17 protein-coding genes and 1 tRNA gene are annotated in these 25,053 nt (G+C 60.2%); 11 read left to right on the top strand and 7 right to left on the bottom strand.

What is annotated here, in order from left to right; all coding sequences use genetic code 11:
• The first annotated feature begins 171 nt into the window (after positions 1 to 171).
• The 4 genes from priA (at position 172) to DW925_RS03125 (ending at position 5,825) form a co-directional block, all read left to right on the top strand.
• Positions 172 to 2,625 carry a primosomal protein N' gene (priA, locus tag DW925_RS03140; RefSeq protein ID WP_117790335.1) on the top strand — a complete coding sequence of 818 codons (2,454 nt, stop codon included), beginning with the start codon at positions 172 to 174 and terminating at the stop codon, positions 2,623 to 2,625.
• An 18-nt stretch (positions 2,626 to 2,643) separates the two neighbouring features.
• The gene (gene def / locus DW925_RS03135; protein WP_117790334.1) at positions 2,644 to 3,180 is read left to right on the top strand and encodes a peptide deformylase; all 537 of its coding nucleotides are present in this window, start codon (positions 2,644 to 2,646) and stop codon (positions 3,178 to 3,180) included.
• Positions 3,181 to 3,507: 327 nt separating this feature from the next.
• The gene (gene fmt, locus DW925_RS03130) at positions 3,508 to 4,428 is read left to right on the top strand and encodes a methionyl-tRNA formyltransferase (RefSeq protein ID WP_117790333.1); all 921 of its coding nucleotides are present in this window, start codon (positions 3,508 to 3,510) and stop codon (positions 4,426 to 4,428) included.
• Positions 4,425 to 5,825, top strand: a complete 1,401-nt coding sequence (locus tag DW925_RS03125) for an RsmB/NOP family class I SAM-dependent RNA methyltransferase (protein WP_117790332.1) — start codon at positions 4,425 to 4,427, stop codon at positions 5,823 to 5,825. Before fmt ends, DW925_RS03125 begins: the two co-directional genes overlap by 4 nt.
• A gap of 141 nt (positions 5,826 to 5,966) precedes the next feature.
• Here the strand turns inward: DW925_RS03125 and DW925_RS03120 are convergent, their stop codons facing one another.
• The 7 genes from DW925_RS03120 to glgB all read right to left on the bottom strand — a co-directional run bounded on the left by DW925_RS03120 (position 5,967) and on the right by glgB (position 19,478).
• Positions 5,967 to 6,203, bottom strand: a complete 237-nt coding sequence (locus DW925_RS03120; RefSeq protein ID WP_117790331.1) for an FmdB family zinc ribbon protein — start codon at positions 6,201 to 6,203, stop codon at positions 5,967 to 5,969.
• An 88-nt stretch (positions 6,204 to 6,291) separates the two neighbouring features.
• Complete coding sequence (locus DW925_RS03115; RefSeq protein ID WP_117790330.1) at positions 6,292 to 9,588, bottom strand: 4-alpha-glucanotransferase; 3,297 nt, start codon at positions 9,586 to 9,588, stop codon at positions 6,292 to 6,294.
• Positions 9,589 to 10,016: 428 nt separating this feature from the next.
• Positions 10,017 to 12,296 carry a glycogen synthase GlgA gene (gene glgA / locus DW925_RS03110; protein ID WP_199577030.1) on the bottom strand — a complete coding sequence of 760 codons (2,280 nt, stop codon included), beginning with the start codon at positions 12,294 to 12,296 and terminating at the stop codon, positions 10,017 to 10,019.
• A 90-nt stretch (positions 12,297 to 12,386) separates the two neighbouring features.
• Positions 12,387 to 13,514 carry a glucose-1-phosphate adenylyltransferase subunit GlgD gene (gene glgD, locus DW925_RS03105; RefSeq protein ID WP_117790329.1) on the bottom strand — a complete coding sequence of 376 codons (1,128 nt, stop codon included), beginning with the start codon at positions 13,512 to 13,514 and terminating at the stop codon, positions 12,387 to 12,389.
• Positions 13,515 to 13,518: 4 nt separating this feature from the next.
• Positions 13,519 to 14,667 (bottom strand): glucose-1-phosphate adenylyltransferase, encoded by a 1,149-nt coding sequence (locus DW925_RS03100; protein ID WP_035138263.1) that lies wholly within the window; start codon positions 14,665 to 14,667, stop codon positions 13,519 to 13,521.
• Between the two features lie 106 nt (positions 14,668 to 14,773).
• Positions 14,774 to 17,200 (bottom strand): glycogen/starch/alpha-glucan phosphorylase, encoded by a 2,427-nt coding sequence (locus tag DW925_RS03095; RefSeq protein ID WP_117790328.1) that lies wholly within the window; start codon positions 17,198 to 17,200, stop codon positions 14,774 to 14,776.
• Positions 17,201 to 17,294: 94 nt separating this feature from the next.
• Positions 17,295 to 19,478, bottom strand: coding sequence for a 1,4-alpha-glucan branching protein GlgB (gene glgB, locus DW925_RS03090; protein WP_117790327.1), 2,184 nt, complete (start codon positions 19,476 to 19,478; stop codon positions 17,295 to 17,297).
• Between the two features lie 331 nt (positions 19,479 to 19,809).
• On the opposite strand from glgB, the gene DW925_RS03085 reads away from it, so the two are divergent.
• The 7 genes from DW925_RS03085 to DW925_RS03055 all read left to right on the top strand — a co-directional run.
• Positions 19,810 to 20,499: an HAD family phosphatase gene (locus DW925_RS03085; protein WP_117790326.1), complete on the top strand. Its 690-nt coding sequence runs from the start codon at positions 19,810 to 19,812 to the stop codon at positions 20,497 to 20,499.
• 9 nt (positions 20,500 to 20,508) lie between these two features.
• Positions 20,509 to 21,150 (top strand): thiamine diphosphokinase, encoded by a 642-nt coding sequence (locus tag DW925_RS03080; protein ID WP_117790325.1) that lies wholly within the window; start codon positions 20,509 to 20,511, stop codon positions 21,148 to 21,150.
• Between the two features lie 169 nt (positions 21,151 to 21,319).
• Positions 21,320 to 21,395, top strand: a tRNA-Ala gene (locus tag DW925_RS03075).
• A gap of 884 nt (positions 21,396 to 22,279) precedes the next feature.
• Entirely contained in the window at positions 22,280 to 22,825 is a 546-nt protein-coding gene (gene loaP / locus DW925_RS03070; RefSeq protein ID WP_233540217.1) for an antiterminator LoaP, read from the top strand.
• Positions 22,826 to 22,891: 66 nt separating this feature from the next.
• A complete protein-coding gene (locus DW925_RS03065; protein WP_233540216.1) occupies positions 22,892 to 23,641 on the top strand; it encodes a sugar transferase in 750 nt (249 codons plus the stop codon).
• A complete protein-coding gene (cps2T, locus tag DW925_RS03060; RefSeq protein ID WP_117790323.1) occupies positions 23,641 to 24,804 on the top strand; it encodes a beta 1-4 rhamnosyltransferase Cps2T in 1,164 nt (387 codons plus the stop codon). The genes DW925_RS03065 and cps2T overlap by 1 nt, the downstream gene beginning before the upstream one ends.
• A gap of 7 nt (positions 24,805 to 24,811) precedes the next feature.
• Positions 24,812 to 25,053: sugar phosphate nucleotidyltransferase (locus tag DW925_RS03055; RefSeq protein WP_158565731.1), on the top strand; the 242-nt coding region annotated here is incomplete at its 3' end.

Raw genomic sequence — 25,053 nt, 5'->3', positions numbered from 1 at the left:
AGCGGGGCTCTTGTTTCTGTACCGATGAGTGGGTTGCTGGGACAAAATAATCAGTAGTGTTTGTCCCATGGTCGAGTGACGCAACGAGCTCGACACTCGTATCGGCCATGGGACAAACTCTACTGATTATTTTGTCCCACCCCTTTCAGGTCCGTTCGTTAGAGGTGGTGTATGGCTCAACAACTGTCGCTGTTTGGTTCGCCGGAACCGGAGGAAGCTCCGGTGAAGCCCAAGCCTGCCGCTGCCTCGGCTCAGTCTAAGCCTGCGCCCGAGCCCCCTGCCGCCTACGCGAGCGTGGTCCTCGACATCCCCACCCGTGCGCTGTCGGAACCGTTTGCTTACGGCATCCCCGAGTCCCTTGCCAACGAGGTCCAGATCGGATCCACAGTCCTGGTCCACTTTGGTAACCGTGCCGCCGCGGGCTATGTCGTCGACATTGCGCCTGATCTGGGCGATCTGCCGGGCAACAACGCCCTCGACCCCGTGCGCATCAAGCCCATCGAGGCTATCCTCAGCAAACCGCTCTTTACCGCCGAGGCTGCACGCATTGCGCGCTGGATGAGCCGCGAGTATGTCGCGACGCTTTCCGAGTGCCTGCGCCTGTTTTTGCCACCGGGCGGCAGCCCGCGTGTGGTCAAGGGCGACGACGGCGTGTGGACGGTTGAACGTCCAGCCGTCAAACCCATCCAAAACCGCTGGGTGATGCTTACGCCCGAAGGCTTTGACTACACGCCACCCAAGACCGCGGTCCGCCAGCGCCAACTCATCGAGGCGCTCCAGTGTGGTCCTGTCACGACGCGCGACCTCAACCTTCTCTATAACAGTATGTCGGCGACCATCAAGTCGCTCGAAAAACGCGGCGTCGTGGTGGTGGAAGAGCGCCGCGCCTGGCGTGGCTGCAGCGAGCAGACCACGCTGTCCTCGGCAAGCGGCAAGGCGCCGGTCTCCCTTACCAACGGCCAGCAACACGCACTCGCGCAGATTGAGCGCGCCCGTCTGGACGCTCATGGCGACGTGGTGCTGGTCGACGGCGTCACCGGCTCCGGCAAAACCGAGGTTTACCTCTCCGCCATCGAGCGCGTGCTCGCAGCCGGTCGCTCGGCCTGCGTGCTGGTGCCCGAGATTTCGCTGACGGCCCAGACCGTCGGCCGCTTCCGCTCGCGCTTTGGCGAGACGGTCGCCGTGTTCCATTCGCGGCTTTCGGCCGGCGAGCGCCTGGACCAGTGGGATATGGTTACCAGCGGTGCGGCCCGCGTGGTCGTCGGCGCTCGCTCGGCGCTCTTTTGCCCGCTCAGCGACTTGGGCCTCATCATCATCGACGAGGAGCACGAGACCAGTTACAAGCAGGGCTCCAGTCCGCGCTACCACGCGCGCGAGGTGGCGGCCGAGATGGCGCGGCGCTATCGCTGCCCGCTCGTGTTGGGCTCCGCCACGCCCTCGGCCGAGGCCCTCGACCGCTGCCGTCGTGGCACGTATAACGGTGCCACTTGGACGCGTGTCGAGATGCCCGAGCGCCCGGGACACGCCGTGCTTCCCATGGTCCGAATTGCCGACCTGCGCCGTGAGTTTTCTCACGGCAGCCGCTCCATGTTCTCAAAACCCTTGATGGAGGGCTTGGATCGCGTGGTCGAACGCCGCGAGAAGGCCGTGCTGTTGCATAACCGCCGTGGCTTTGCGCCGTTCCTGATGTGCCGCGAGTGCGGCTGCGTTCCCACCTGCAACCACTGCTCCACCGCGCTTACGTATCACGAGCGCACGCACACGCTGCAATGTCACACCTGCGGTTCGTCTTGGCGCGTGCAGCCGTATCCCGCGTCCACGAGTCGCTGCCCCAAGTGCGGCAGCCGCTACCTGGCAAAAATGGGGCTGGGCACGCAGCAGATCGAGGACGCACTGCACCAGATGCTGCCCGAGGACGTCGCCATCATCCGCATGGATGCCGATTCCACGCGCGGCAAGGATGCGCACAAAAAGCTGCTCGAGCAGTTCGATGCGGCCGATTGCGCCGTGTTGCTGGGCACCCAAATGATCGCCAAGGGTCTCGACTTTCCCGAGGTCACGCTCGTGGGCGTGGTCAATGCCGACTTCGCCCTCAAGCTGCCGGACTTCCGCGCAGGGGAGCGCGCCTACGATCTGCTGGAGCAGGTGGCGGGCCGCGCCGGCCGCGGCGATCGTCCCGGCGAGGTCATCATCCAGACCTATCTGCCCGAGGATCCGGTCATTCGTGCCGTCGCTGAGCACGACCGTTCGATCTTTACCGACTACGATCTGGACCAGCGCCGCGACGCGCTGTACCCGCCGTTTGTTCGCCTGGTCAACATCTTGGTGTGGTCGGCAAACCGAGACGACGCGCAGGACTACATTGGGCGCATTGCAAAGCTTCTTAAGCGCCGCTGGCATGCCGCCGCGCCCGACTTTTTGAGGGCGGGGAGTGCCATGCCGCAGGTGCTGGGCCCGGCTTCGTGTGTAATCGAGAGAGCCAAGGACCGTTACCGCTTCCACCTGCTTGTGAAGTCGCCCGTGGGGTACCATGTCTCTGATGATATCGACGCCTGCCTCAAAGAGGTGGGCTCTGTGCGCGGCGTGAGCGTGAGCGTTGACGTCGATGCCTATGATTTGATGTAACAACCCGAAAGGATGGCCATGGAAGCCAACGGAATCGTACTGTCGCCCGACCCTCGTCTGCGCCAGGAGTGCGCCGTCATCGAGGAGATTACCCCGGCGATCGAGGCGCTTGCCGAGAAGATGAAGAAGATGATGTTCGATAACGGCGGTTGCGGCCTGGCTGCTCCGCAGATCGGCGAGCTCATTCAGCTCGTTACCATCGACTGCGACTACAGCGACAAGAACGACTACGACCCGTACGTGCTCATCAATCCCGTGATTGTCGAGCAAAGCGACCATCTCGTTCCGTATAGCGAGGGCTGTCTATCCATTCCTGGCATTAGCTGTGAGATCGAGCGTCCCGACCATGTCGTCGTCGAGGCGTATGACCTGGACGCCAACCTGATTCGCTATGAGGCCTCGGGCGATCTGTTCTGCGTGTGCCTGCAGCACGAGATCGATCACCTGCACGGCAACACCATGTTCGAGCGACTGAAGCCGATGCAGAGGATCAAGGCCGTCAAGGAGTACCAGGACGCCCTGGCCCGCGGCGCTCGACCGGGCGAGACGGAGTAGGTCCCACCGTCCCCGGTGCTGAGCGCCCACATATCATCCCGTGCTCAAACATTCTCGCTTTGCTGCGAAACTGCGCGCGGGACGATATGTGGGCGCTCAGCACCGGGGACTGCGTTGTTCTGGCTCGGTTCGCCCGGGTGCCGTCGGGCCAGGGATGGGCGTCTTCGCTGATAGGTGCTTTCTTGGGAGGGCTGCTTTTATGCGGCTCTTTCTTTGTTTTTGGGTATATTTGTTTCTGTTGAACTATTCTTGCGGCTGGGCGCGCTTGCGACCAGGAACGCTTTTTTGTAGCCGTCTCGGCTCGTTATTGAGAGGAGACTAACTTTTATGCGTATTGTGTTTATGGGTACGCCTGATTTTGCTGTGCCTTCGTTGACTTCGCTTGTTGAGGCTGGGAACGAGATTGCGCTTGTTGTTACTCGTCCTGATGCTGTTCGTGGGCGTGGTAAGAAGCTTGAGCCTTCTCCTGTTAAGGCCAAGGCGCTTGAGCTGGGGTTGCCGGTTGTTGAGGCTAATCGTATGACGCCTGAGGTTGTTGAGGTGCTCCAGGCTGCCCAGGCTGATATTTTCTGTGTGGCTGCCTATGGTTGCATTTTGCCCGATGAGGTGCTGCATATGGCGCCGCTTGGTATTGTGAATGTTCATGCTTCGCTGCTGCCTCGTTGGCGTGGGGCTGCTCCTATTCAGCGTGCGATTCTCGCTGGTGATGAGGTTGCTGGCGTTTCTATCATGCGCATTGGGCACGGCGTGGATACTGGTGCTTATTGTGCTCAGGCTTCCACGTTGGTTTCCGGTAAGCATGCTGAGGCGCTGACCATGGAGCTTGGTGAGCTTGGCGGCAAACTGCTGGCTGATACGCTTCCTTCTCTTGCCGATGGCACCGCCGTGTGGACTGAACAGGATGAGGCGCTCGTCACCCATGCTGCCAAGATTTCCAAGCAGGAGATGCGCTTGGATCCGCAGATGGCGGCGCTTGATTGCGTGCGTCATGTGCTGGCTTCGTCCGATACCGCGCCTGCTCGTTGCGTGATTGCCGGCAAGACCGTGCGTGTGCTCGATGCTGCGGCGGCTGATGTGTCGCTCGGCGAGGGTCAGGTTCTCGTTAAGGCCAAGCGTGTTTACCTGGGCCTTTCTGATGGCTCGGTTGAACTGCTCGAGGTTAAGCCTGATGGCAAGCGTGCTATGACTGCTTCTGCTTGGGCTGCTGGCCTGCAGGGTGCCGATCTTATCTGGAGTGTTTTGTCATGAGCAAGCTGTCTCCCGCGCGCAAGCTTGCGCTCGATGTGCTGATGGAGGCCGATCGCCGTGGCATGTATGCGCGCGACGTGTTGTCTTCCCGTGCTTCCGCCAAGGCCATTGACCAGCGCGATTCTGCGTTTGCCGCTCGCTTGGCGCTCGGTGTTGCCGCCACGCAGGGTGTTTTGGACGAGCTGCTCGATCAGTTTCTCGATAAGCCCAAAAAGGTTGCGCCGCGCGTTCGCATGGCGCTTCGTATCTCGGCCTTCGAGATGCTCTACCTGCATACGCCGGGCCGTGTTGCCGTAAGTCAGGGTGTTGAACTGGTTCGTTGCGGTGCTAAGTCCGCCGCCGGCTTGGCCAATGCTGTACTGCATAAGGTTGCGGACAATGTTGAGGACTTTGCCACGGCATCCGACATGGATGAGTCCGAGCGACGCTTGGTTCGTCTGTCGCGCCTTATGGGTCTTCCTCGCTGGCTGTGCGCTCGCATTATGGCGTCGTTTGACACGCCCGAGGGTGCGCTTAACTTTGCCGGCAATCTGGCCCCCGCGCCGCTGGCCCTGCATGAGAACGCCTTTGCGACTAAGCTCGATCCGTATATTTCGCAGCTTGTGGCACCCGTGTTCCCGGGCTGCCATGCCCCGGTTGATGCCCAGGTTACCGTTGCTTCGGGTGTGTTTGAGCGTGCTGCCGCGGTGGCATCTGATCTCAACGCGCAACTTATCGCCACAGCTGCCACGCGCCCTGGTAGCTGCCTTGAGATTGGTGCTGGTCGTGGCACCAAGACCTATGTGATGATGTGCCAGGCCAAGCGTGCGGGCTATGAGCGTCAGCATACGGCGCTCGATCTGCATGATCGCAAGTGCGATCTGAATCTCGCTCGCCTGCATAAGGCCGGCATTCAGGGCGTTCGTACGGTTTCGGGTGATGCTTGCGAGCTTGATGAGGTGCTCACATCATTTGATGCCATGCTTGGCGAGCCTGTTAAGTTCGACACGGTCTTTATCGACGCGCCGTGCTCTGGCACCGGCACTATGCGCCGTCATCCCGAGATTCCGTGGCGTCTGACCGAAAAGGATGTGACGGTTGAGCTGCCCAAACTGCAGCTGACGATGCTCAAAGAGGCTGCCGCGCGCGTGGCTACTGGCGGCGAGCTCATCTATGCGACGTGCTCGGTCTTTGACGAAGAGAACACGCAGGTCGTGGATGCTTTCCTAAACTCTCCCGAGGGTACCGGTTTTAGCCTGGAGCCGCTCTCCGAGGCGCAGATCCTGCAACTGCCCGATTTCGAGCAGGCCAAGAAGCTGGTAGCCGTCCGTCAAAACGACCGTGGCCTCTTCCAAAGCGTGCCGGTAAACGCTGACTCCTACGACGGCCACTTCTGCGCCCGCCTGGTCCACAAGTAACGACTAAGTTGCGGTGAAATAGGGATTGAATAGCGGCTTCTGCCCGCCAAACAGTCCTTATTTCACCGCAACTCATAAGGAAACCTGGGCAGCTAAAGAATCGGCCCCGCGATTGGTGTTGGTCGCGGGGCTGATTGGTTTCTAGTGGCTGTGCGGGCAGTTGGCGCAGCAGCCACTCGTGGCGCTGGTGCTGGAGCCGCCGCTGCGCTGGTCGGTGTTGTAGAAACCGCTGCCGTCGAACTTGATGCCGCTGGCCGAGAACGTCTTGGATGCCGGAGCGCCGCAGCTGGGGCACACGACCTCGGGACTCTCGGACATGGGATGCTCAACCTCAAACACGTTGCCGCAGCTCGAGCACTTGTAATCGTAGCGCGCCATAATACTTCCTTTTCAGCACAAAGCGGGCAGATCACTCTGCCCGCATAAATTCAAACGTCTGTAACTGTACCCTATATCGGGCGTTTTATCACGCTTCGCCCCAGAATCTATGCGTGTTGCGCAGGAGCTGTGCGGTTTTGCCCTCAGCGGCCGCAACGTCGGCCTCGTCAGCCTGCCAGGTCCAGTTGCCCGTGGCCACGCCCGGTACGTTCATGCGCGCGTCGTCGCCCAGCCCAAGGACATCCTGCAGCGGCATCATCACCAGGGGAGCGTCGCTTGCCAGCGCGTCGCTCATCAGCTTGGCCGCCACCTCAACACCGCTTGGTTCATCGCCGCCCGCAAAGGAACGCGTGCTCCAACCGGCCAATGTCGACGTATCGTGCGTCGAGGTGTACAGGATCTTGCCCGGCGTGGGGTGCACGCCGTTGCGGACGTCGTAGTCGCTAAACTCCAGCACGTCCATGCCGGGAAAGCCGCAGGTCGAAGCCATGGCGCGAACGCCGGGCGTCAGGTAGCCCAGGTCCTCGGCAATAAAGTTGAGCGGCCCCAACTCGTCATAGGCGGTCTGGAAAAGGTCCTTGCCCGGGCCTGCCAGCCAACGCCCGTCGGCGCAGGCCTTACCTGCGGGAATGCTAAAGTAGCTGTGGAAGCCCAGGAAGTGATCCAGGCGCACGCGGTCGTAGAGCGAGAACGCACGACGCAGACGATCCATCCACCAGTTATAGCCGTTCTGCTTCATGTGGTCCCAGCGGAACGTTGGGTTGCCCCACACCTGGCCCTCGGGCGCAAAGTTATCGGGCGGCGCACCGGAGATCTCGATTGCCTTACCGGTATCGGACAACCAGAAGTTCTCGGGCTCGCTCCATGCATCGGCCGAATCGTCCGAGACATACATCGGGATATCGCCGATGACCTCGATGCCCTTCTTGTGCGCGTAGTTCATGAGCTCGCACCAGGCTAGGTCAAAGCGGTACTGCATGTACGCCTGCAGCTCTGCCTCGTCGTGGAAACGCTTGTCGTCAATCAGGTGCTCGTTGTAGCGCGCGACATCCGTCGGCCAATCGTGGCGCGACTCGCCCTCAAAGTACTTCTTAACGGCCATGTAGACGCAGTATTTCTCGAGCCAATCGGCGTTGCGATGTTTAAACGCGGTGTAGAGCGGATCGGCATCTTCGCCGCCACGGGCCTTCCAAGTCTCAAAGTCGGCAGCCAGCTCCTCTTGGCTCTCGGGCAGCAGGTCAATATTGCCCGCAAAGGCCGAAGGCCCGGCGTAAGGGGAGCGGAAGAAGTCCGTTGGGTTGACAGGCAGGACCTGCCAGTAGCGCATGCCCATAGCGGACAGATGGTCGATAAAGCGAAGCGTGGGTGCGCCGATCGTGCCGGGCTTGCCGTCATCGGTCGGTACCGAGGTGATATGGCACACAACGCCCGCGCCGTGATCGAGCGGCTCCTGCAAGCGCTGCTCGGCATGGTGATAGATGATCGACGAGCCCAGCGGATACAAATCGAGCGTGACCGTGCCGTTGTGGATCTCGCACTCGTGACCGCTGATCACGTCACTCGCGCATTCATCGAGCGCCGGAATCGTCACGCGGTGCGAATTGCGCAGACTACGATTAATGATAACCGTCGCGGACTCGCCATCCTTGCCCGTGCGGTTGTATGCCAGCACCTCGTCGTTGAGCGCGAAGGCCTTGATCTCGCCGTCGATCATAAACGGTAGTGCGCGGCGTACGGCGGAGGCGTTTTTGACAATAGCCAGCGTGTCGAAGTCGTGCAGTTGGTCCTTGGTCGGCAGGGTGCGGCGGTTGCCCGGATCGGTTAGACCCTCCAGGCCGTACTCATCGCCATAGTAAATCGAAGGCACGCCCGGGAACGTCATCTGCATGAGCGTTGCGAGCCAAAAAAGGCTCTTGGCCAGGCCCATCGAGTTCTCGTCCAGACGCCATTTGCTGCGCTCGCACTCGGGCAGCTGCGACTCATCGGGGCCGCCGCCGAGCACCGAGATAATGCGCGGACGGTCGTGGCTCGAAAGCAGATTAAGTGCGCAGGACAGGGCCTCACGGGGATAGTTCTCGCGCAGGATTTCGATATCCTCGGCTGCCTGGTAGGCGTTCTTGTAGCCCATCAAAAAGCCGATGACCATGTCGCGGAAGGGGTAATCCATAGCAGAGTCCAGCTCGGAGCCTTGCAGATAGCGGCGCAGATGGCCGTAGCTGATCTTGTTGGAGGCGTCTTCCCAGACTTCGCCGAGCAACAGTGCATCAGGCTTCTCGGCGAGCACGGCCTTTTTGATCTCGGCCAGGAAGTCATCGGAAAGCTCGTCGGCCACGTCTAGGCGCCAGCCATGAGCGCCGGCACGTAGCCATTTACGGATCACGCCGCCCTTGCCCAGGAGCCGCTCGCGTACCAGCTCAGAGCTCTCATTGATGGCGGGCATATTGCCCACGCCCCACCAGCAGTCGTATGAGCCGTCCTCGTGGAAATAAAACGCATCGCGCCATGGCGAATCCTCGCTCTGCCACGCGCCCACGCCGGGGTAGTTGCCGTAGCGGTTGAAATAGATCGAGTCGTCACCCGTATGGTTAAAGACGCCGTCCAGAATGATGGAGATGCCCAGCTTCTCGGCCGCCTGGCACAGCTCGGTAAAGTCCTGCTCGGTGCCCAGGATCGGGTCGATCTTGGTGTAGTCGGCCGTGTCGTAGCGGTGGTTGCTCGCGGCTTCAAAAATGGGGTTGAGGTAGATGGCTGTAAAGCCCAGCTCGGCGATGCGAGGCAGGTCTTCCTGGATGCCCTTGAGCGACCCGCCGTAGAAGTCCCAGGTTTTGATGGAGCCGTCTTCGGCGCGCTCGTACACGGGGGGCTCGTTCCAGTCCTCGACCATGCGGCGCTGGATTCCGTTGCGTGGTTTTTCGACCTCGGCCAGCGTGCGCTCGCGCCAGTTTTCATCTCGGGCGTAGCGATCGGGGAAGATCTGGTAGACCATGCCACGCTCGTACCACTCGGGACGCACTTCGCGGTGCTTATAGACGGTAATCTGGAAGGACGGCACCTCGGCGTAGTCGTAAGTTACGCCCTCGCCACCGGTGCGACCCTGCGGTGCGCCCAAGCGGACCTCGGGCTGGCCCTCGATATTGCAGATAAAGCTGTACCAGATAAGACAGGACTCGGTACACTCAAGCTCTACGGTATAAATGCCGTCGCCCTCGTGCGTCATGGGATACCGAGACTCACCGACCTCATCGACCCAGGTGCGCAGCGTAAGCGTTGCCTGGTTGGGATCGGCATCCTCCAAAATCACCGAGAGTGCAACGGAAGTTCCAGTGGTCACAGCGCCAAACGGAGTGCGAAACTGCGGCAGGCGGCTGTTGTGAATCAATCTCATAGTACGGTCCAGTTCTATACAGTCATGGCCAACGGGCCATGGGCTAAACGCACAGTACTTAAGTATATCGTTGCACTTTAGTTGTATAAACTACAGCCGCTCATTATCGGCGAACGGTTGTCCTAGAAAATCGTTTTACCATCCAAATTATCGCGATATTCAAAAACGCCTATACCGATACTATTTGTAGCCAACCAAAAGTACCCCGGTTTACTACGATGAATTTAATGATCTCAACCACAGTCAATTTGGTGATATTAAAACCGCAGGTAGAAGCGTTACCATTTTTGTAGATTACATGCCGTGGTCGGTCGGAGCCATTTTGTCGTAGTAAACCGGCCTCTTTTTAATGCGAAGTTCAACCAAGAAGAGGGCGCCTGGTTGGGGCGCCCTCTTTTGCGTTGGGGATTAAGTTTTAATCGTCCGGATTACCGGCGCTTGCGGGCGGCCGTTGCCTTGCGGACGGAGGTCTTCTTGGTAGGAGCCTTTTCCTCAGTGGGAGCGGCGGGGGAGACCGAGGCCTCCTTGGCGGGCTCAGTCTTTGCCGTAGCCTTCGGAGCGGTCTTGACCTCGGCGGCCTTCGGTTCCGGCTCGGCCTTTATTGCGGGCTTTTCCTCGACCTTAGCCTCTGCCTTGGGAGCAGCGGCCTTGGCCGTGGCCTTTTTGGCCGTCATCGTAGTGCGCTTGCGCGTGGTGGTCTTGGCGGCCGGCTTAGCCTCGACAGCTTCCTCAGCCTTAGGCGCAGCGGGCGTCTCCTCGACTTTGGCGGCCGGCTTAGCGGCTGCCTTGGTCGTGGCGGCCTTCTTGGTCGTCGACTTCGTAGCCGTGGTCTTCTTGGCGGTCGTCTTCTTGGCAGCGGCCTTGGCCGGAGCTTTTGCCGCGGGCTTAACCTCGGCTGCAGCGGTCTCGGCCTTTACCTCGGGAACGACCTCGGCCTCGGTGGCCTTCTTGACAGCTGCGGTGGTGCGCTTGCGCGCGGTCGTTGCCTTGGCCGAAGTCGTCTTTGCAGCGGTGGCCTTAGTGGCAGTGGTCTTGGCTGCAGAGGTCTTGCTCGCAGTTGTAGACTTGCTCGCCGTGGCCTTCTTAGCCGTCGTCTTGCGGGCCGTCGTCTTCTTAGCGGCAGGCTTCGCAGCGGGCTTAACCTCGGCATCAGCAGCGGGCTTCGCCTCGGCCTTGGGCTCCTCAGCGGCCACCGGCTCAGCAACAGCCTCAGGCTCGTCGACAACAGCTGCCGGCCTCTCAATCTCCGGGTGCATAAAGAAATACAGGTCCAGATACTTGTCGGCCGAGCGCGTCCAGCTAAAGTCCTGGCTCATGGCCTGCGTGACCAGCTGGTTCCAAGCGTCGCGGTTATCCCAGAACAGGCGCGCCGCACGGAACACGGCGTCGCCCATCTCGTCGCCGTTAAAGTTGCTAAACGAGAAGCCCGTGCCCTCGCCGGTAAACTCGTTATACGGGATTACCGTGTCCTTCAGACCGCCGGTCTCGCGAACAATCGGCAGGGTGCCGTAGCGCATGGCGATGATCTGCGACAGGCCGCAGGGCTCAAACTTCGAAGGCATCAGGAACATATCGGCGGCGGCATACATGCGCTGCGACAGCGCCGGATCGAACTCGATGCGCGCGGCCATGGTGCCGGGGTACTTGTCCTGGAAGTAACGCAGGCCGTCCTCGTAGTCGCGGTCGCCGGTGCCCAGCACGGCCACCTGTACGCCGCCGACCAGGATGCGGTCGAGCGCGTACATGACCAGGTCCATGCCCTTTTGGCGCGTCAGGCGCGTGACCATCACCATGAGCGGGCGGTCGTCGCGCACCTCGAGCCCCAGTTCCTCCTGCAGCTTTGCCTTGCACACGGCCTTGCCGGAACGGTCATCAACCGTGTAGTTGGCGGCAATGCGCTTGTCGGTCGCCGGGTCAAAGCCCGCCACGTCAATGCCGTTCAAAATGCCCTGCAGCGCATAGGAGCGCTCGCGCAGGACGCCGTCCAGGCCCTCGCCAAACTCGGGCGTCTGGATCTCGTTGGCATAGGTGGGGCTCACCGTGGTGATGGCATCGGCATAGCGCAGCGCGCCCAGCATGTAGTTGATGCTGCAGGCGTCGCAACGCAGCTGCGAGGCGGCCGCCGGAATATGCGCCACGCCCAGGATGTCCTCCATCACAGTGTCGCTAAACTGGCCCTGGAACGCCACGTTGTGGATCGAGAACACGGTCTTGACGCGGTCGTACAGCGGCAGGCCCTGGTAGAACTCGCGCAAGAATACGGGCGCCAGCGCCGTCTGCCAGTCATTGCAGTGCAGGATGTCGCACTCAAAGCCGGCCGGCAGGTGCTGCAGACTCTCGGTGATGGCCTTGGAGAAGAACGCAAAGCGCTCGCCGTCATCAAAGAAGCCGTACGGATAGTCGCGCGCAAAGTAGCGCTCGTTGTCGATGAACATATAGGTGACGCCGTCGTGCTCGAGCTTCTCGAGCCCGCAGTACTCGTTACGCCAGCCCAGGCTCACGTAAAAGTCGGAGAAGTGCTCCATCTGCGCCTTGTACTCGTCCTTGATGGTGGCGTACTTGGGCACCATCACGATAACCTCGGCGCCGGCGCGCACAAGCGCCGCAGGCAGCGAGCCCGCCACGTCGCCCAGGCCACCGGTCTTTACAAACGGTGCGCACTCGGCCGAGGCAAACACGATCTGCATCTTTTTGCTGGAATCTGCCATATTGTCTCCCATGTTGCAATTCGAGAATAGCCGCCTGGCGCAAACCGGGCGGCTATTCTACATGTTACGAGCGATGTTGCGGTGCCAACGTTAACGTACGATGGTGGTGTCAGAAGTTAACGGAGCCTTGCCCAGCACCAGGATGTTCTCGGGCGTGCCGCGAAGCTCGGTGTTGGTGGGAACCACGTTGTTCTTGTCCAGAATGGCATTCTCGACGCGGGCGCCGCTCTTGATGATGCAGCTTTGGTTGATGATCGAGTTGGTCACCGAAGCACCTTCCTCGACCACGACGCCGCGCGACAGGATCGAGTTGCGCACGGTGCCCTTGATGATGCAGCCGGCCGAGATGATTGAGTTGCACGCGTGGCTGCCGGTCGCATAGCGCGAAGGCGGCACGTCGTGAGCCTTGGTCAGGATCGGGCGCTCGGGGTCAAAGAGCTGGTCGGCAACGGTCTGGTCGAGCAGGTCCATGCTGCGGCGATACAGCGATTTCTCGCTAAACACGCCCACGACCTCGCCCTTGTACTCGTAGCTGCACACGTCGATGTTGCCAAAGTCGCCCTGGAGTGCCTCGAGCAGGTCCAGATAGTCGGCTGCCTGGTAGTGGTCGATGATCTCGAGCAGCGTCTCGCGGTTGACGATGCAGCAGTCCATGGAGGCGTTGTCGCCGTACGCGACGCCGGCGCTCACGCCCGTCAGGCGGCCGTTCTCGTTAATCTCGAGTTTGGTCTCGTCCTCGACATTGCGCGTGGCCTTGCAGTACACCACGGTCATCTGGGCACCGGAGTTCTCGTGCGCCTCGATGATGGTGTTGAGGTCCATGTTAAAGATGATGTTGGTGCCCATCATCACAACATAGGGATTCTCCGAGCGCTGGAACAGCGTCTTGTTGGAGATGATGTCGCGCAGCAGGAAGCGCATGCCGCCCTTGGTGGTGCCATACGCGTTGCCGGGCACCATGAACAGGCCGCCCTTCTTGCGGTCCAGGCCCCAGTCCTTGCCCGAGCCCACATGGTCGATCAGCGAGCGGTAGTTGCCCGGCATGACGACGCCGACGGTCTTAATGCCGGCATTCATCATGTTGGACAGCGGAAAGTCGATCAGGCGGTAGCGGCCCAAAAACGGAACGGACGCGATGGGGCGGTCCTTGAGCAGGACGCTGCCGTAGGTCGAAGAGTAGTTAGCGGTGATGTAACCGATGGCCTTGCGATTGATCATCGGATCATTCCCCCTTCCCGATAACGACGTCATTTCCAACGACGGCCGTATCCTTGGTGGTATCGACAGAGCCGAGCTTCACGCCCTCTTCGACCGTGGAGTTCTCGCCCAAAATAGCGCGGCAGATGTGCGCGCCGCTCTTAACGTGCGCACCCGGCAGCAGCACGGAGTCCTCGACCACGGCGCGCTCCTCGATGATGACATCGGTCGAAAGGATCGAGTGGCGAGCGGTGCCGTAGATCTTGCAGCCGTTGGAGACCAGGCAGTCGTCCAGGCGGCCGTCCGGGCCAATGTAGTGCGGCGGACGCGTGGTGATGTTGGACATGATGGGGAAGTTCTTGTCAAACAGATCGAACTCGGGGTTGTTGCCCAGCAGGTCCATCGAGGTCTCATGGAAGCTGGCGATGGTGCCGACGTCCTTCCAAAAGCCGTGGAACTCGTAGCTGTACAGGCGCTTGTTCTCGCCGAGCAGCTTGGGGATGATGTCCTTGCCAAAGTCGTGGCTCGAGCGCTGATCCAGAGCGTCCTCCTCGAGCGCCTCGATCAGCACGTCGGCCGAGAAGATGTAGATGCCCATGGATGCGAGGTTCGAATCGGGCTTCTCGGGCTTCTCGGTGAACTTGGTGATGCGGCCGTCTTCGGGGTCGGTGGTCAGGATGCCAAAGCGGCTGGCCTCCTCCCACGGCACGGGCATAACGCTCACCGTGAGGTCGGCGTTGTTCTCAATGTGCGTCTTGAGCATCTTGCGGTAGTCCATGCGATACAGGTGATCGCCCGAAAGAATCAGGACGTACTTGGGGTCGTTGGCCTTGATGTAGTCGAGGTTCTGCGTAATGGCGTCGGCCGTGCCCGCATACCAGGCGCCGCCGGTCTGCGTCTCGTACGGCGGCAGGATCGACACGCCGCCGTCGCGGCTGTCCAGATCCCAAGCCTCGCCGGAGCCCACGTAGGCATGCAGCAGGTAGGGGCGATACTGCGTCAGAACGCCCACCGTGTCGATGCCCGAGTTGGAGCAGTTGGAGAGCGAAAAGTCGATAATGCGGAACTTGCCACCAAAGCTAACCGCCGGCTTTGCGATCTTTTGGGTGAGTGCCCCCAATCGGCTGCCCTGTCCTCCTGCGAGGAGCATCGCGATGCATTCTTTCTTACTCATCGATTTCTCCTTCTGTCATCGATGTTCCTAACCCATTAGCGACGGGCGCGGCGCTCGGTCGCGCCCGTCGAGTAATGCCGTGCTGGCATAGGGGAGCTCGCGGCCTTTACGCGTGCCAGATCTCGCCGCGGTACTCGCGAATGGTGCGGTCGCTCGAGAACCAGCCGCTCGAGGCGGTGTTGAGCAGGGCCTTGCGGTTCCAGGTCTCCTGGTCGCCATAGCTGCCCGTAAGCTTCTCCCACGCATCCACGTAGCTGCGGAAGTCCGCCATGACCAGGTCGGGGTCGTTGTTGTTCATGAGCTCGTTGTAGATGCTCTCGAAGTTGCCCGAAAGACCCGCAAAGGTGTTGTCCTTGAGCTCGTCCATCACGCGGCCCAGACGCTCACGATCGTTGTTGAGCGTATCCCAAGCAAAGTAGCTGTTCGATGCCCAGAGCTGCTCGACTTCGGGGGCGGTCAGACCAAAGATGGCCTCGTTCTCGCGACCGGCCAGGTCGGCGATCTCGATGTTTGCGCCATCGAGGGTGCCCAGCGTAATGGCGCCGTTCATCATGAGTTTCATGTTGGACGTGCCCGAGGCCTCCTTGCCGGCTGTAGAGATCTGCTCCGAGATCTCGGCAGCGGGGTAGATGAGCTGGGCGTTGCTCACGCGGAAGTTGGGGATAAAGCAGACCTTCATGACCTCGTTCACACGGGCGTCGTTGTTGATGACGTCGGCCACGGAATTAATGAGGCGGATAGTCTCCTTGGCAAAGGTGTAGCTCGAGGCGGCCTTGCCGCTAAAGATGAAGGTCGTCGGCGTCACGTGGAAGTTGGGGTCGGCGATGCGACGGTTGTAGATGTCCATCACCTTCATGATGTTCATGAGCTGGCGCTTGTAGGCGTGGAAGCGCTTTACCTGAACGTCGAAGACGGTGTTGGGATCGATAACCAGACCGGTCTCGGCCTTGACGTAGGCAGCAAGGCGCTCCTTATTGGCGCGCTTGGAGGCACCCACGGCCTTGAGGAACTCGCTGTCGTTCTGGAACTCTTTGAGCTTCTCGAGCTCAAATGCGTCCTTGAGCCAACCGTCGCCAATGGCCTCGGTCACGAGCTTGGCATAGGTGGGGTTGGCCTCGGCAAAGAAACGACGGTGCGAGATGCCGTTGGTCTTGTTGTTGAACTTTTCGGGCGTCAGGGCATAGAAGTCCTTGAGCACGATGTTCTTGATGATGTCGGAGTGGATCTTGGCCACGCCGTTGACGCTATGGCTGCAGATCACGGACAGGTTGGCCATGCGAATCTCGCCGTCCCACAGAATGGCGGTCTGGCGCAGACGCTCCTGCCAGCCCTCCTGCGTGGTGTCGAACGACTCGTGCCAGCGACGGCTGATCTCGTCGATGATCTGGTACACGCGGGGGAGGAGCTTGGAGAACGTGCCGATGGGCCACTTCTCCAGAGCCTCGGGCAGGATGGTGTGGTTGGTGTAGCTCACGACCTGCGTCACGATGTTCCAGGCGTCATCCCACTCGAGCTTCTTCTCGTCGATCAGGATGCGCATGAGCTCGGGGCCGCACATGGCGGGGTGGGTATCGTTGGTGTGGATGGCCACAAACTGCGGCAGCAGCTCCCAGTTCTCGCCGTGCTCCTTCTCAAAGGTGTCGAGCAGGCTGTAGATGCCGGCTGAGACAAACAGGTACTCCTGCTTCAGGCGCAGCAGACGGCCGTGCTCGCCGGCGTCGTTGGGGTAGAGGATGGCGCTGATGGCCTCGGCCTCGGCGCGCTCGGCATCGGCCAGGGCGTAGTCGCCGCGGTTGAAGGCCTCCAGGTCAAAGTGCTCCACGACCGGCTCGGCGGCCCAGACGCGCAGCTTGTTGACGGTCTCGCCGGCATAGCCCACGACGGGGATGTCATAGGGGACGGCCAGGATGTCCTGCGTGTCCACCGTGCGGTAGAACGTGCGGCCGTCCTCCTCAAAGCCCTCAACATGGCCACCAAACTTGATGGTCACGGCCTTGTCCTGACGACGGACCTCCCAGGGATAGCCGTGGGTGAGCCACTCGTCGGTGGTCTCGACCTGGCTGCCGTTGACAATCTCCTGCTTAAACAGACCGTAGCGGTAGCGCATACCGTTGCCGTAGCCGGCAATGCCCTCGGCTGCCATGGAATCCAGGAAACACGCGGCCAGACGGCCCAGGCCACCGTTGCCCAGAGCCGGATCGGGCTCCTGGTTCTCGATGACGGAAAGGTCGAAACCCATGTCGTCGAGCGCCTCGGCGACCATGTCGCGCACGCCAAAGTTGAGCAGGTAGTTGTCGAGCAGGCGGCCGATCAAAAACTCGATCGAGAAGTAGTACACGCGCTTCTTGCCCTCGGCGGTGACGCGGGCGTCGCTCTTGGTGGCGACGGTGCGTGCCTTCTCGGCCACGAGCTTGGCCAGGGCGTTAAAGCGGTCGAGGTCGCTGGCGGCCTCGACGCTCTTGCCGCTGATGCTCATGACGGCATCGCGATAGAGCTCGGTAAACTCCTGCTTGTTGTCGAAGATCTTATTCATACGTTCCTTTCCCCCGGGGATGTTTCTCCCGGAACGGTTATGACATGTATCCTACGCCCCCGCGGGGCGGGTAATTACAGTGGTAACGCCTTTGTTACGCTTTCTTGGCAGACGGCTTAACAGAAGCAGACTTGGCCTTCGCCTTAGCAGGAGCCTTCTTGGCAGTCGCAGGCTTGGGCTTCACCGAGGACGTGCGCTTGCGCGTCGCCTTCTTGGGAGCCTCCACCACCGGCGGCTTATAGCTGCTGGGGCCACGGCGCTTAAGCACCACGCCAGCCAGGCCGGGCACCTTAATCTCGATGGAGTCCATCTGCCCGTTCCAGGGATAGGGCTCGCTCGAGCAGGTGTAGGGCTCCTCTCCGGCATAGCCGCTGCCGCCAAACTCGGGACGGTCGGAATCGAAGATGACCTCCCAGTCGCCTTCGCGCGGTACGCCCACGCGGAAGCTCTCATAGCTCGCCGGGTCAAAGTTGATCAGGATCACCAGATCGTCGTCGATGTCCTCGCCCTGGCGCACAAAGCTCACGATTGACTGCTTGGAGTTGTCCGCATCGATCCAGGTAAAGCCGTCGTCGGTGTAGCCGCGCTCGTACAGGGCGGGCTCGGCGGTGTATAGGTGATTGAGCGCCTTAATGAACGCCTGATGATGACGGTGGGTCTCATACTCCTCGGTCAGGAACCACTGGATGGACTCGTAGTAGCGCCACTCAATAAACTGACCGATCTCGTTGCCCATAAAGTTGAGCTTGGCACCGGGATGCGTCATCTGGTAAAAGGCGAGCGTGCGCAGGCCGGCAAACTGGCGCCACCAGTCGCCCGGCATGCGGCCGATCAGCGAGCACTTGCCGTGCACGACCTCGTCGTGGCTCAGCGGACAGATAAAGTTCTCGGTAAAGGCATACATAATGGAGAACGTGAGCAGGCCGTGGTTGCCGGGGCGCCACGGAAAATCGGTCTGCATGTAGTGCAGGGTGTCGTTCATCCAGCCCATGTCCCACTTGTAGTGGAAGCCCAGGCCGCCGTCCTGCGGCGGGTAGGTCACGAGCGGCCACGCGGTGGACTCCTCGGCCATCATCATCACGTCGGGGTAGTGCGCCTCTACAGCGCAGTTGACCTGGCGGATAAACGCGCTGGCGTCCAGATCCTCCTCGGTACCGTACTTGTTGAACTTCTTTTGGCCGGGATCGTCGATGCCAAAGTTGAGGTACAGCATACTGGACACGCCGTCCATGCGAATGCCGTCAACGTGGAAGTTCTCGAGCCAATACAGCACGTTGGAGACCAGGAAGGAGCGGACCTCGCCGCGCGCGAAGTCAAACTTGTGCGTGCCCCAGTTGGGGTGAATCTCGTGCTCAAACAACATGTGGCCGTTAAAGGTGGCAAGGCCGTGGGAGTCGGCGCAAAAACCGCCGGGCACCCAGTCCATAATCACGCCGATGCCCGCCTCGTGGCACGCATCGATAAAGTGCATGAGCTGCTGCGGGTTGCCGTAGCGCGACGTGGCGGCATAGTAGCCGGTCGTCTGGTAGCCCCAGGAGCCGTCGAAAGGATGCTCCATAAGCGGCATGACCTCGATATGCGTGTAGCCCATGTCGCGCACGTAGTCCACGAGCTCCACCGACAGGTCGTCGTAGGTGTAGAACTCGCCGCGCTGCGCGGGGAAGGGGTCCATGGGGCCGGGGTAGTTGCCGTATTCGTCCGGCTCGCCCTGCGGGGCGTCGCCGTGGCGCTTCCACGAGCCAATATGCACCTCGTAGATGTTGAGCGGCTGCGACATGTGGTTGTGGCTGGCGCGACGCTTGAGCCACGCGGTGTCGTTCCACTTATAGCCATCGAGGGTCCACAGCACGCTGGCGGTACCCGGAGGGCACTCAGCCTTAAAGGCGTACGGATCGGCCTTGTAGAGCTTCTCGCCCTCGTTGGTCTCGATGAGGTATTTATAGAGCTGGCCCTGCTCGGCGCCAGGAATAAAGCCTTCCCAAATAGCGCTCGTATGCACGGGCACCAGCGGGTTGGCTTCCTCATCCCAGTCGTTAAATTCGCCAATGACATGCACGCTCTTTACATCGGGCGCCCAAACGCAAAAACGCCAGCCGCGCGTACGGTTCTGCGTGTCGGGATGCGCGCCCATCTTTTCCCAGCTGCGCTCCCACGTGCCGATGCCAAACAGGTAGACATCGTCCTTGGAGAGTTCCGGTGCGTGCGGGGCGGCTTTACGGGTAGCGGGCTTTTTAGTTGCTGGCTTTAGCTTTGTATCGCTCACGTTTGATCCCATCATGACGCGGCAGCATGTTGCCTTGGTGACTAGTTGCGAAAGGTCCAAGGCTGCACGAATCGAAGGGACGGCGATAGTTCTATGATTCGTTCCACCTCGCGTGCTCGGTGGAACTTTCGGCACGAAATACGATAACACCTGTTCGTTACTTTTATGGAGAAAAGTGGATTTGCGGCGGTGTTTAATCGGCGAGCGCCATGTTTAGACCACTGGCAGAATTGCGATGGTAAAACTCTTGACAGTTTTACCAATTAGGGTTTCAAGATTGTTAGTCTGACGTTTGGTAAAACGTTTTTAGCAGGATGTTTACCATTTGACATCGAAAGGTTCGTTTATGTCCCAGACCGCTGCTCCCAATGTCGCTTTTATTTTCGATTGCGACGGAACACTGGTTAATAGCACCCCCGTTTGGGCCTATGCCCAGCCCGAGTTATTGCGCCGCCACGGAGTTGACGTAACAGTCGACGATTTTGCCCAGTTTGAGCATTTGTCGCTCGAGGATGAGTGCCAGGCATACCACGACACGTGGGGCATTGGCGAGAATGGCGAGGAGCTGTATCGCGAGCTGAGCGACATCCTGATCGATGGGTACTCCAAGGTGCCGCCGCGCGAGGGGCTCTTGGCATTTTTGGAGCAGGCGAAGGCGGCGGGCATTTCCATGTGTGTGGCTACGTCCACGCCGGCCGAGCTGGTTAAGTCTGCGCTTGCGGGCGCCGGGCTCGATGCCTACATGGAGTTTGTGACCACCACGGGCGAGGCGGGACGTTCCAAACAGTTCCCCGACGTATACGAGCTGGCGCTTCGCCGTCTGGAGGGGCGCCATGGGCACAAGTTTGAGCGCTCATGGGTGTTTGAGGACGCCGTCTTTGGCCTAAAGAGCTCTGGCTCCGCCGGCTTTAAGCGCGTGGGTATCTATGACCCGCATGGCCGTATGGAGCGCGACGATGTGCGCGCCAACTGCGATATCTTTATCGACTGCTACGAGGAGCTGGATCTGGCCCGCGTGCTTGCGTTTGAGGGATAGGCGAGGGCTGTGGCTTGTAAGGTATTAGTGGTTTGCGGCTCGCCGGTGGTGGCGAGCGCGGATCTGTTGCGCCGCTTAGCAGGGGAGTGCGATCACGTCATCGCCGTGGACCGCGGGCTCGACGCGCTGCTGGGCGCGGGGCTGGGCTGCGACGTATATGTAGGAGATGCCGATACGGTGAGCGACGCAGGTCGTGCGTTGGTCGATGCCGCCGAAGCCTTTGAGGTAGAGCGCCACGACCCTTACAAGGACTATACCGATCTGGCGTTGGCGCTCGATTCCGTCCGTCGTCGCTGGCCGGGTGCCGAAGTGGTTGCGACCTGCGCCACCGGCGGCCGCCCGGACATGTCTCTGTCTGTGTTAGGGCTACTGGCAGGCTATGCGGACGCCCCCGTCTGGATCGAAGAAGACGAAGTGACGGCCAGAATCCTGCACCAGGACGAGACCTGGACCATTGATGGCGCCGAGGGCAAAACCTTCTCCATCATTGCCATCGCTCCCAACACCAAGGTAAGCGAACACGGCCTAGAGTGGGAGTTAGATCACAACCCCCTGGGCCTGCTAGCCGACACCGGCATCTCTAATGTCGTAAGGAAAACTGCCAAGATCCAAGTCCACCAAGGAACCGCAATCGCCTACCTCTACAAGTAAGGCATCGCCGCGTGAGGGGTTTATCGGGACGGTGGGTTAATTGACTGATTTTGCCGAAGTCAAAATCAGTCAATTCAGCGCTGTCCCAGGAAAACCCGTAAGTAAGATAATCAACTCAAAAAAGTCCTTGCACGCCGCGCCAACTTCTCCTATAGTACTACTTCGTCACGGGGGCGTAGCTCAGCTGGGAGAGCGCTTGACTGGCAGTCAAGAGGTCAGGGGTTCGATCCCCCTCGTCTCCACCATCGTGAATGCAAGGCCACTCAACCGAGTGGCCTTTTTTATTTGCAAAAGTTTGCCGTCAGCTGCATTTTTGCAGATTTTGCAAATTGCTTTCCCACTCAAGACCAGCTTACGCGGGGGTACTGGCTCCGCACCAGTTCGCCGTCAGGTGCAGTTGTCGCAAAATTTGCGACAACTGAACCCTAAAAAGTTGTGCAATTACCTTCCCGGTTTTGTACAAAGTTTGTTAGCCAAAGATAATAGTTTGAGCAATTCACGCCGCCAGCAATACAACTCAGGCAGTGCCCATCAACCCACACACCCCCATAAACCTGCGGCAATGTGTGCAAGACGGCACAATATCCCCCATAACCACGGCAAATAAACAATATGTTGCTCAACACACCCCAAAACGTATGGACCACCTGCTGTGCTAGAATAACTAACGTTACATGGGTTCAACTGTGCTCACGGCTCCAGCAAGCCGCAAAGCGCAGGGTCGATCAGCATCCGGCCGTAACGGCGGTGCCAGAAACACCACGAGCTCCAATAGCGTCGTCATGCGTATCGCATCGAAGGACTTTGTTTTTGTCTATTTGCAAGCTGTGCTTTCGAATTGATATTTTATGACAATTCGCAGCAGTCCTGCAGCTGTTTGCGTGCGGTCCTGTTTTGTACCCGCTTGACTGGGCCGCACGCAGCCAGCTGGGGACGCGGTCTTATTTCCGATGCACGTCCGCGTCTCTAGCAACTGCACTCATACATACCGTTCACGGTGGGGCAGAGCCACGTGCTTGTCTAACTGGGCTCAGGGTTTGAATATGGAGCGCCTTCGCGCACAAGCGCCCTGGCGAAGCCATACCCAAACCCCGTGAGCCACACGCAAGACAGCAAGGGGGTGGTGCTCGTGTGGTATGTGATCCAGGTGATTAACGGTCGCGAAGACGTAATGCGCGAGCGCATCGAGCGTATGGTGCCGGCGAGTACCATACAGGAGCTCTTTTATCCCCAGTTTCAAACCGAGATTAAAGTACACAACGAATGGGTCAATACGACCAAGCCGCTCTTTCCCGGTTATCTAATCTGCGACACGGCAGATCCCCGAACCGTGCAACAGTATCTGCTGCGCATGGATGACTTTGCCCGGGTGCTTTCCCAGGACGGTCAGTTTGTGCCGCTGGCAAAAGAAGAGGTCCAGCTTATTGGTGGCTTTACGCATAAGGGAGACCGCGTAGTGCCCATGAGCGAGGCCTTAAAAGACGGCGACCAGGTCGTGGTGACGGGCGGTCCGCTGCTGGGCCACGAAGGCCTTATCAAAACCATTAACAGACGCAAGAGCACTGCTTATTTGGAGTTCGACCTGTGCGGCCGACGCGTAACAACGCGCGTTGGCCTTGCCGTGCTTTCAAACGAGCAGCGTCTAATGCGCAATCTCAAAAAGGCGATCGCCTAGCTGCTGGCGATTGTCGTGCAAACCAGGGAGGATCCCCGACCCGGGGACGAAGTGTTGGAAGAGAACGTGTCGGATAAAACTCAATATGCAACGGATGAGCCCGTGGGGGCGGCGCTCATTGCTCAGGCCATGGACCGGCGCGAGGGCGCCGGCCGCTACAAGGCCATGCAATCCATCATGGACTGGGACAACTCGCGCCTGGCCTACCGCGCCGTCAAGCGCGCGTTCGACATCGTGTTCAGCGGCTGCGTGCTGGCCGTCATCGCCGTACCCAGCCTTGTGCTTGCCGCGGCCATCCGCCTGGAGAGCGAGGGCAACCCGTTCTACAGCCAGATCCGAGTGGGTCAGACCCGCCCCGATGGTAGCCTGTCCACCTTCCGCATGTGGAAGTTCCGCTCCATGTACAGGGACGCCGACGAACGCCTCGCCGAGCTCAAGGGGCAGAACGAGATCGCCGGCGCGATGTTCAAGATGAAGGAGGACCCCCGCGTCACCAGGATCGGGAAGTTCATCCGCAAGCACTCCATCGACGAGTTCCCGCAGTTCCTCAACGTATTCCTGGGCCAGATGTCCGTCGTGGGCCCGCGCCCGCCGCTGCCGCGCGAGGTGGAGCAGTACACCGAGTATGACCTGCAGCGCCTGGCCGTGAAGCCCGGCATCACCGGATGGTGGCAGGTCACCGAACGCAATTCGACGGGATTCGACGGCATGGTCCGCCGGGACCTCGAGTACATAGCAAAACGCGGAATCGTTATGGACCTCAAAATCGTCCTCCTCACGGTTCTGGAGGTCTTCAACGGGAGCGATGCGTACTAATGCAGCATGTTTTCATCATCGGATCCAAGGGGATTCCGGCTAACTACGGCGGCTACGAGACGTTCGTGGAGAAGCTTACCGAGAATCAGGTGTCGCACGACATCAAGTACCACGTGGCATGCGCCGTGGACTCCGCCGAGGAGGTCGGCGAGTTCGAGCACAACGGGGCGCACTGCTTCAACGTTCTGCGCAGGCCCGTCGGTGCCGCGAGGGCCATCTTCTACGACATCGACGCCCTCAAGTGGTGCATCGCCTACATCAAGGAGAATCGAGTCCAGCACCCCATCGTCTACGTGCTGGCCTGTCGCATCGGGCCGTTCTTCGGCAGGTACGTGAACAAGATCCACGCCCTTGGCGGCGAGGTCTTCGTGAACCCCGACGGCCACGAGTGGAAGCGCGCCAAGTGGAGCGCGCCCGTCCGCAGGTACTGGAAAGTCTCGGAGCGCGGGATGGTCAAGCACGCCGACCTGATGGTGTGCGACTCCAAGAACATCGAGAAGTACATCCGAGGGGAGTATGCCGACCTGCACCCCGAGACGACCTTCATCGCCTACGGGGCCGACATCAGGCAATCCGCGCTCGCTGACGACGACCCCAAGTTCGCGGGATGGCTCTCCGAGAAGGGCCTCGAGCCCTTCGGCTACTACCTAGTTGTGGGACGCTTCGTGCCTGAGAACAACTACGAGACCATGATCCGGGAGTTCATGGCTTCCGAATCCAAGAGGGATTTCGCGCTCGTGACGGGAGTGGACGACTCCTTCCTCGCAGAGCTCGAGCGTAAGACGCAGTTCAAGTCCGACCCACGCATCAAATTCGTCGGGACCGTCTACGACCAGGAGCTCCTGAAGAAGATTCGCGAGAAAGCATACGGCTACTTCCACGGCCATGAGGTCGGCGGGACCAACCCGAGCCTCCTGGAGGCCTTGGCGTCCACGCGCCTCAACCTCCTTCTCGATGTCGGTTTCAACCGCGAGGTCGCTGAGGACTCGGCCCTGTATTGGAGCAAAGAGTCCGGAGACCTAGCTGAACTTATTAACCGCGCGGACATGATGGACTGGAAGTCGATCGAGGAGTTTGATACGGCATCGACCTCCGTTATCCGCGACCGGTATTCGTGGCGGTTCATCACCGACAGCTACGAAGACCTTTTCCTCGGAAGGTAATAGCGCTATGAAAGGCATCATCCTCGCCGGCGGGTCCGGCACGCGCCTGTACCCGCTCACGCTCGTGACCTCCAAGCAGCTGCTGCCGGTCTACGACAAGCCCATGATCTACTACCCGCTGTCCACCCTCATGCTGGCGGGCATCCGGGACATCCTGGTCATCTCCACGCCGACCGACCTGCCCAACTTCGAGCGCCTTCTCGGGGACGGCTCGCGCTACGGCGTGAACCTCTCCTACGCCGAGCAGCC

The sequence above is a fragment of the Collinsella sp. AM43-1 genome (assembly GCF_003467925.1).
Classification (GTDB): Bacteria; Actinomycetota; Coriobacteriia; order Coriobacteriales; family Coriobacteriaceae; genus Collinsella.
This window is presented reverse-complemented; position numbering and strand designations above follow the sequence as displayed.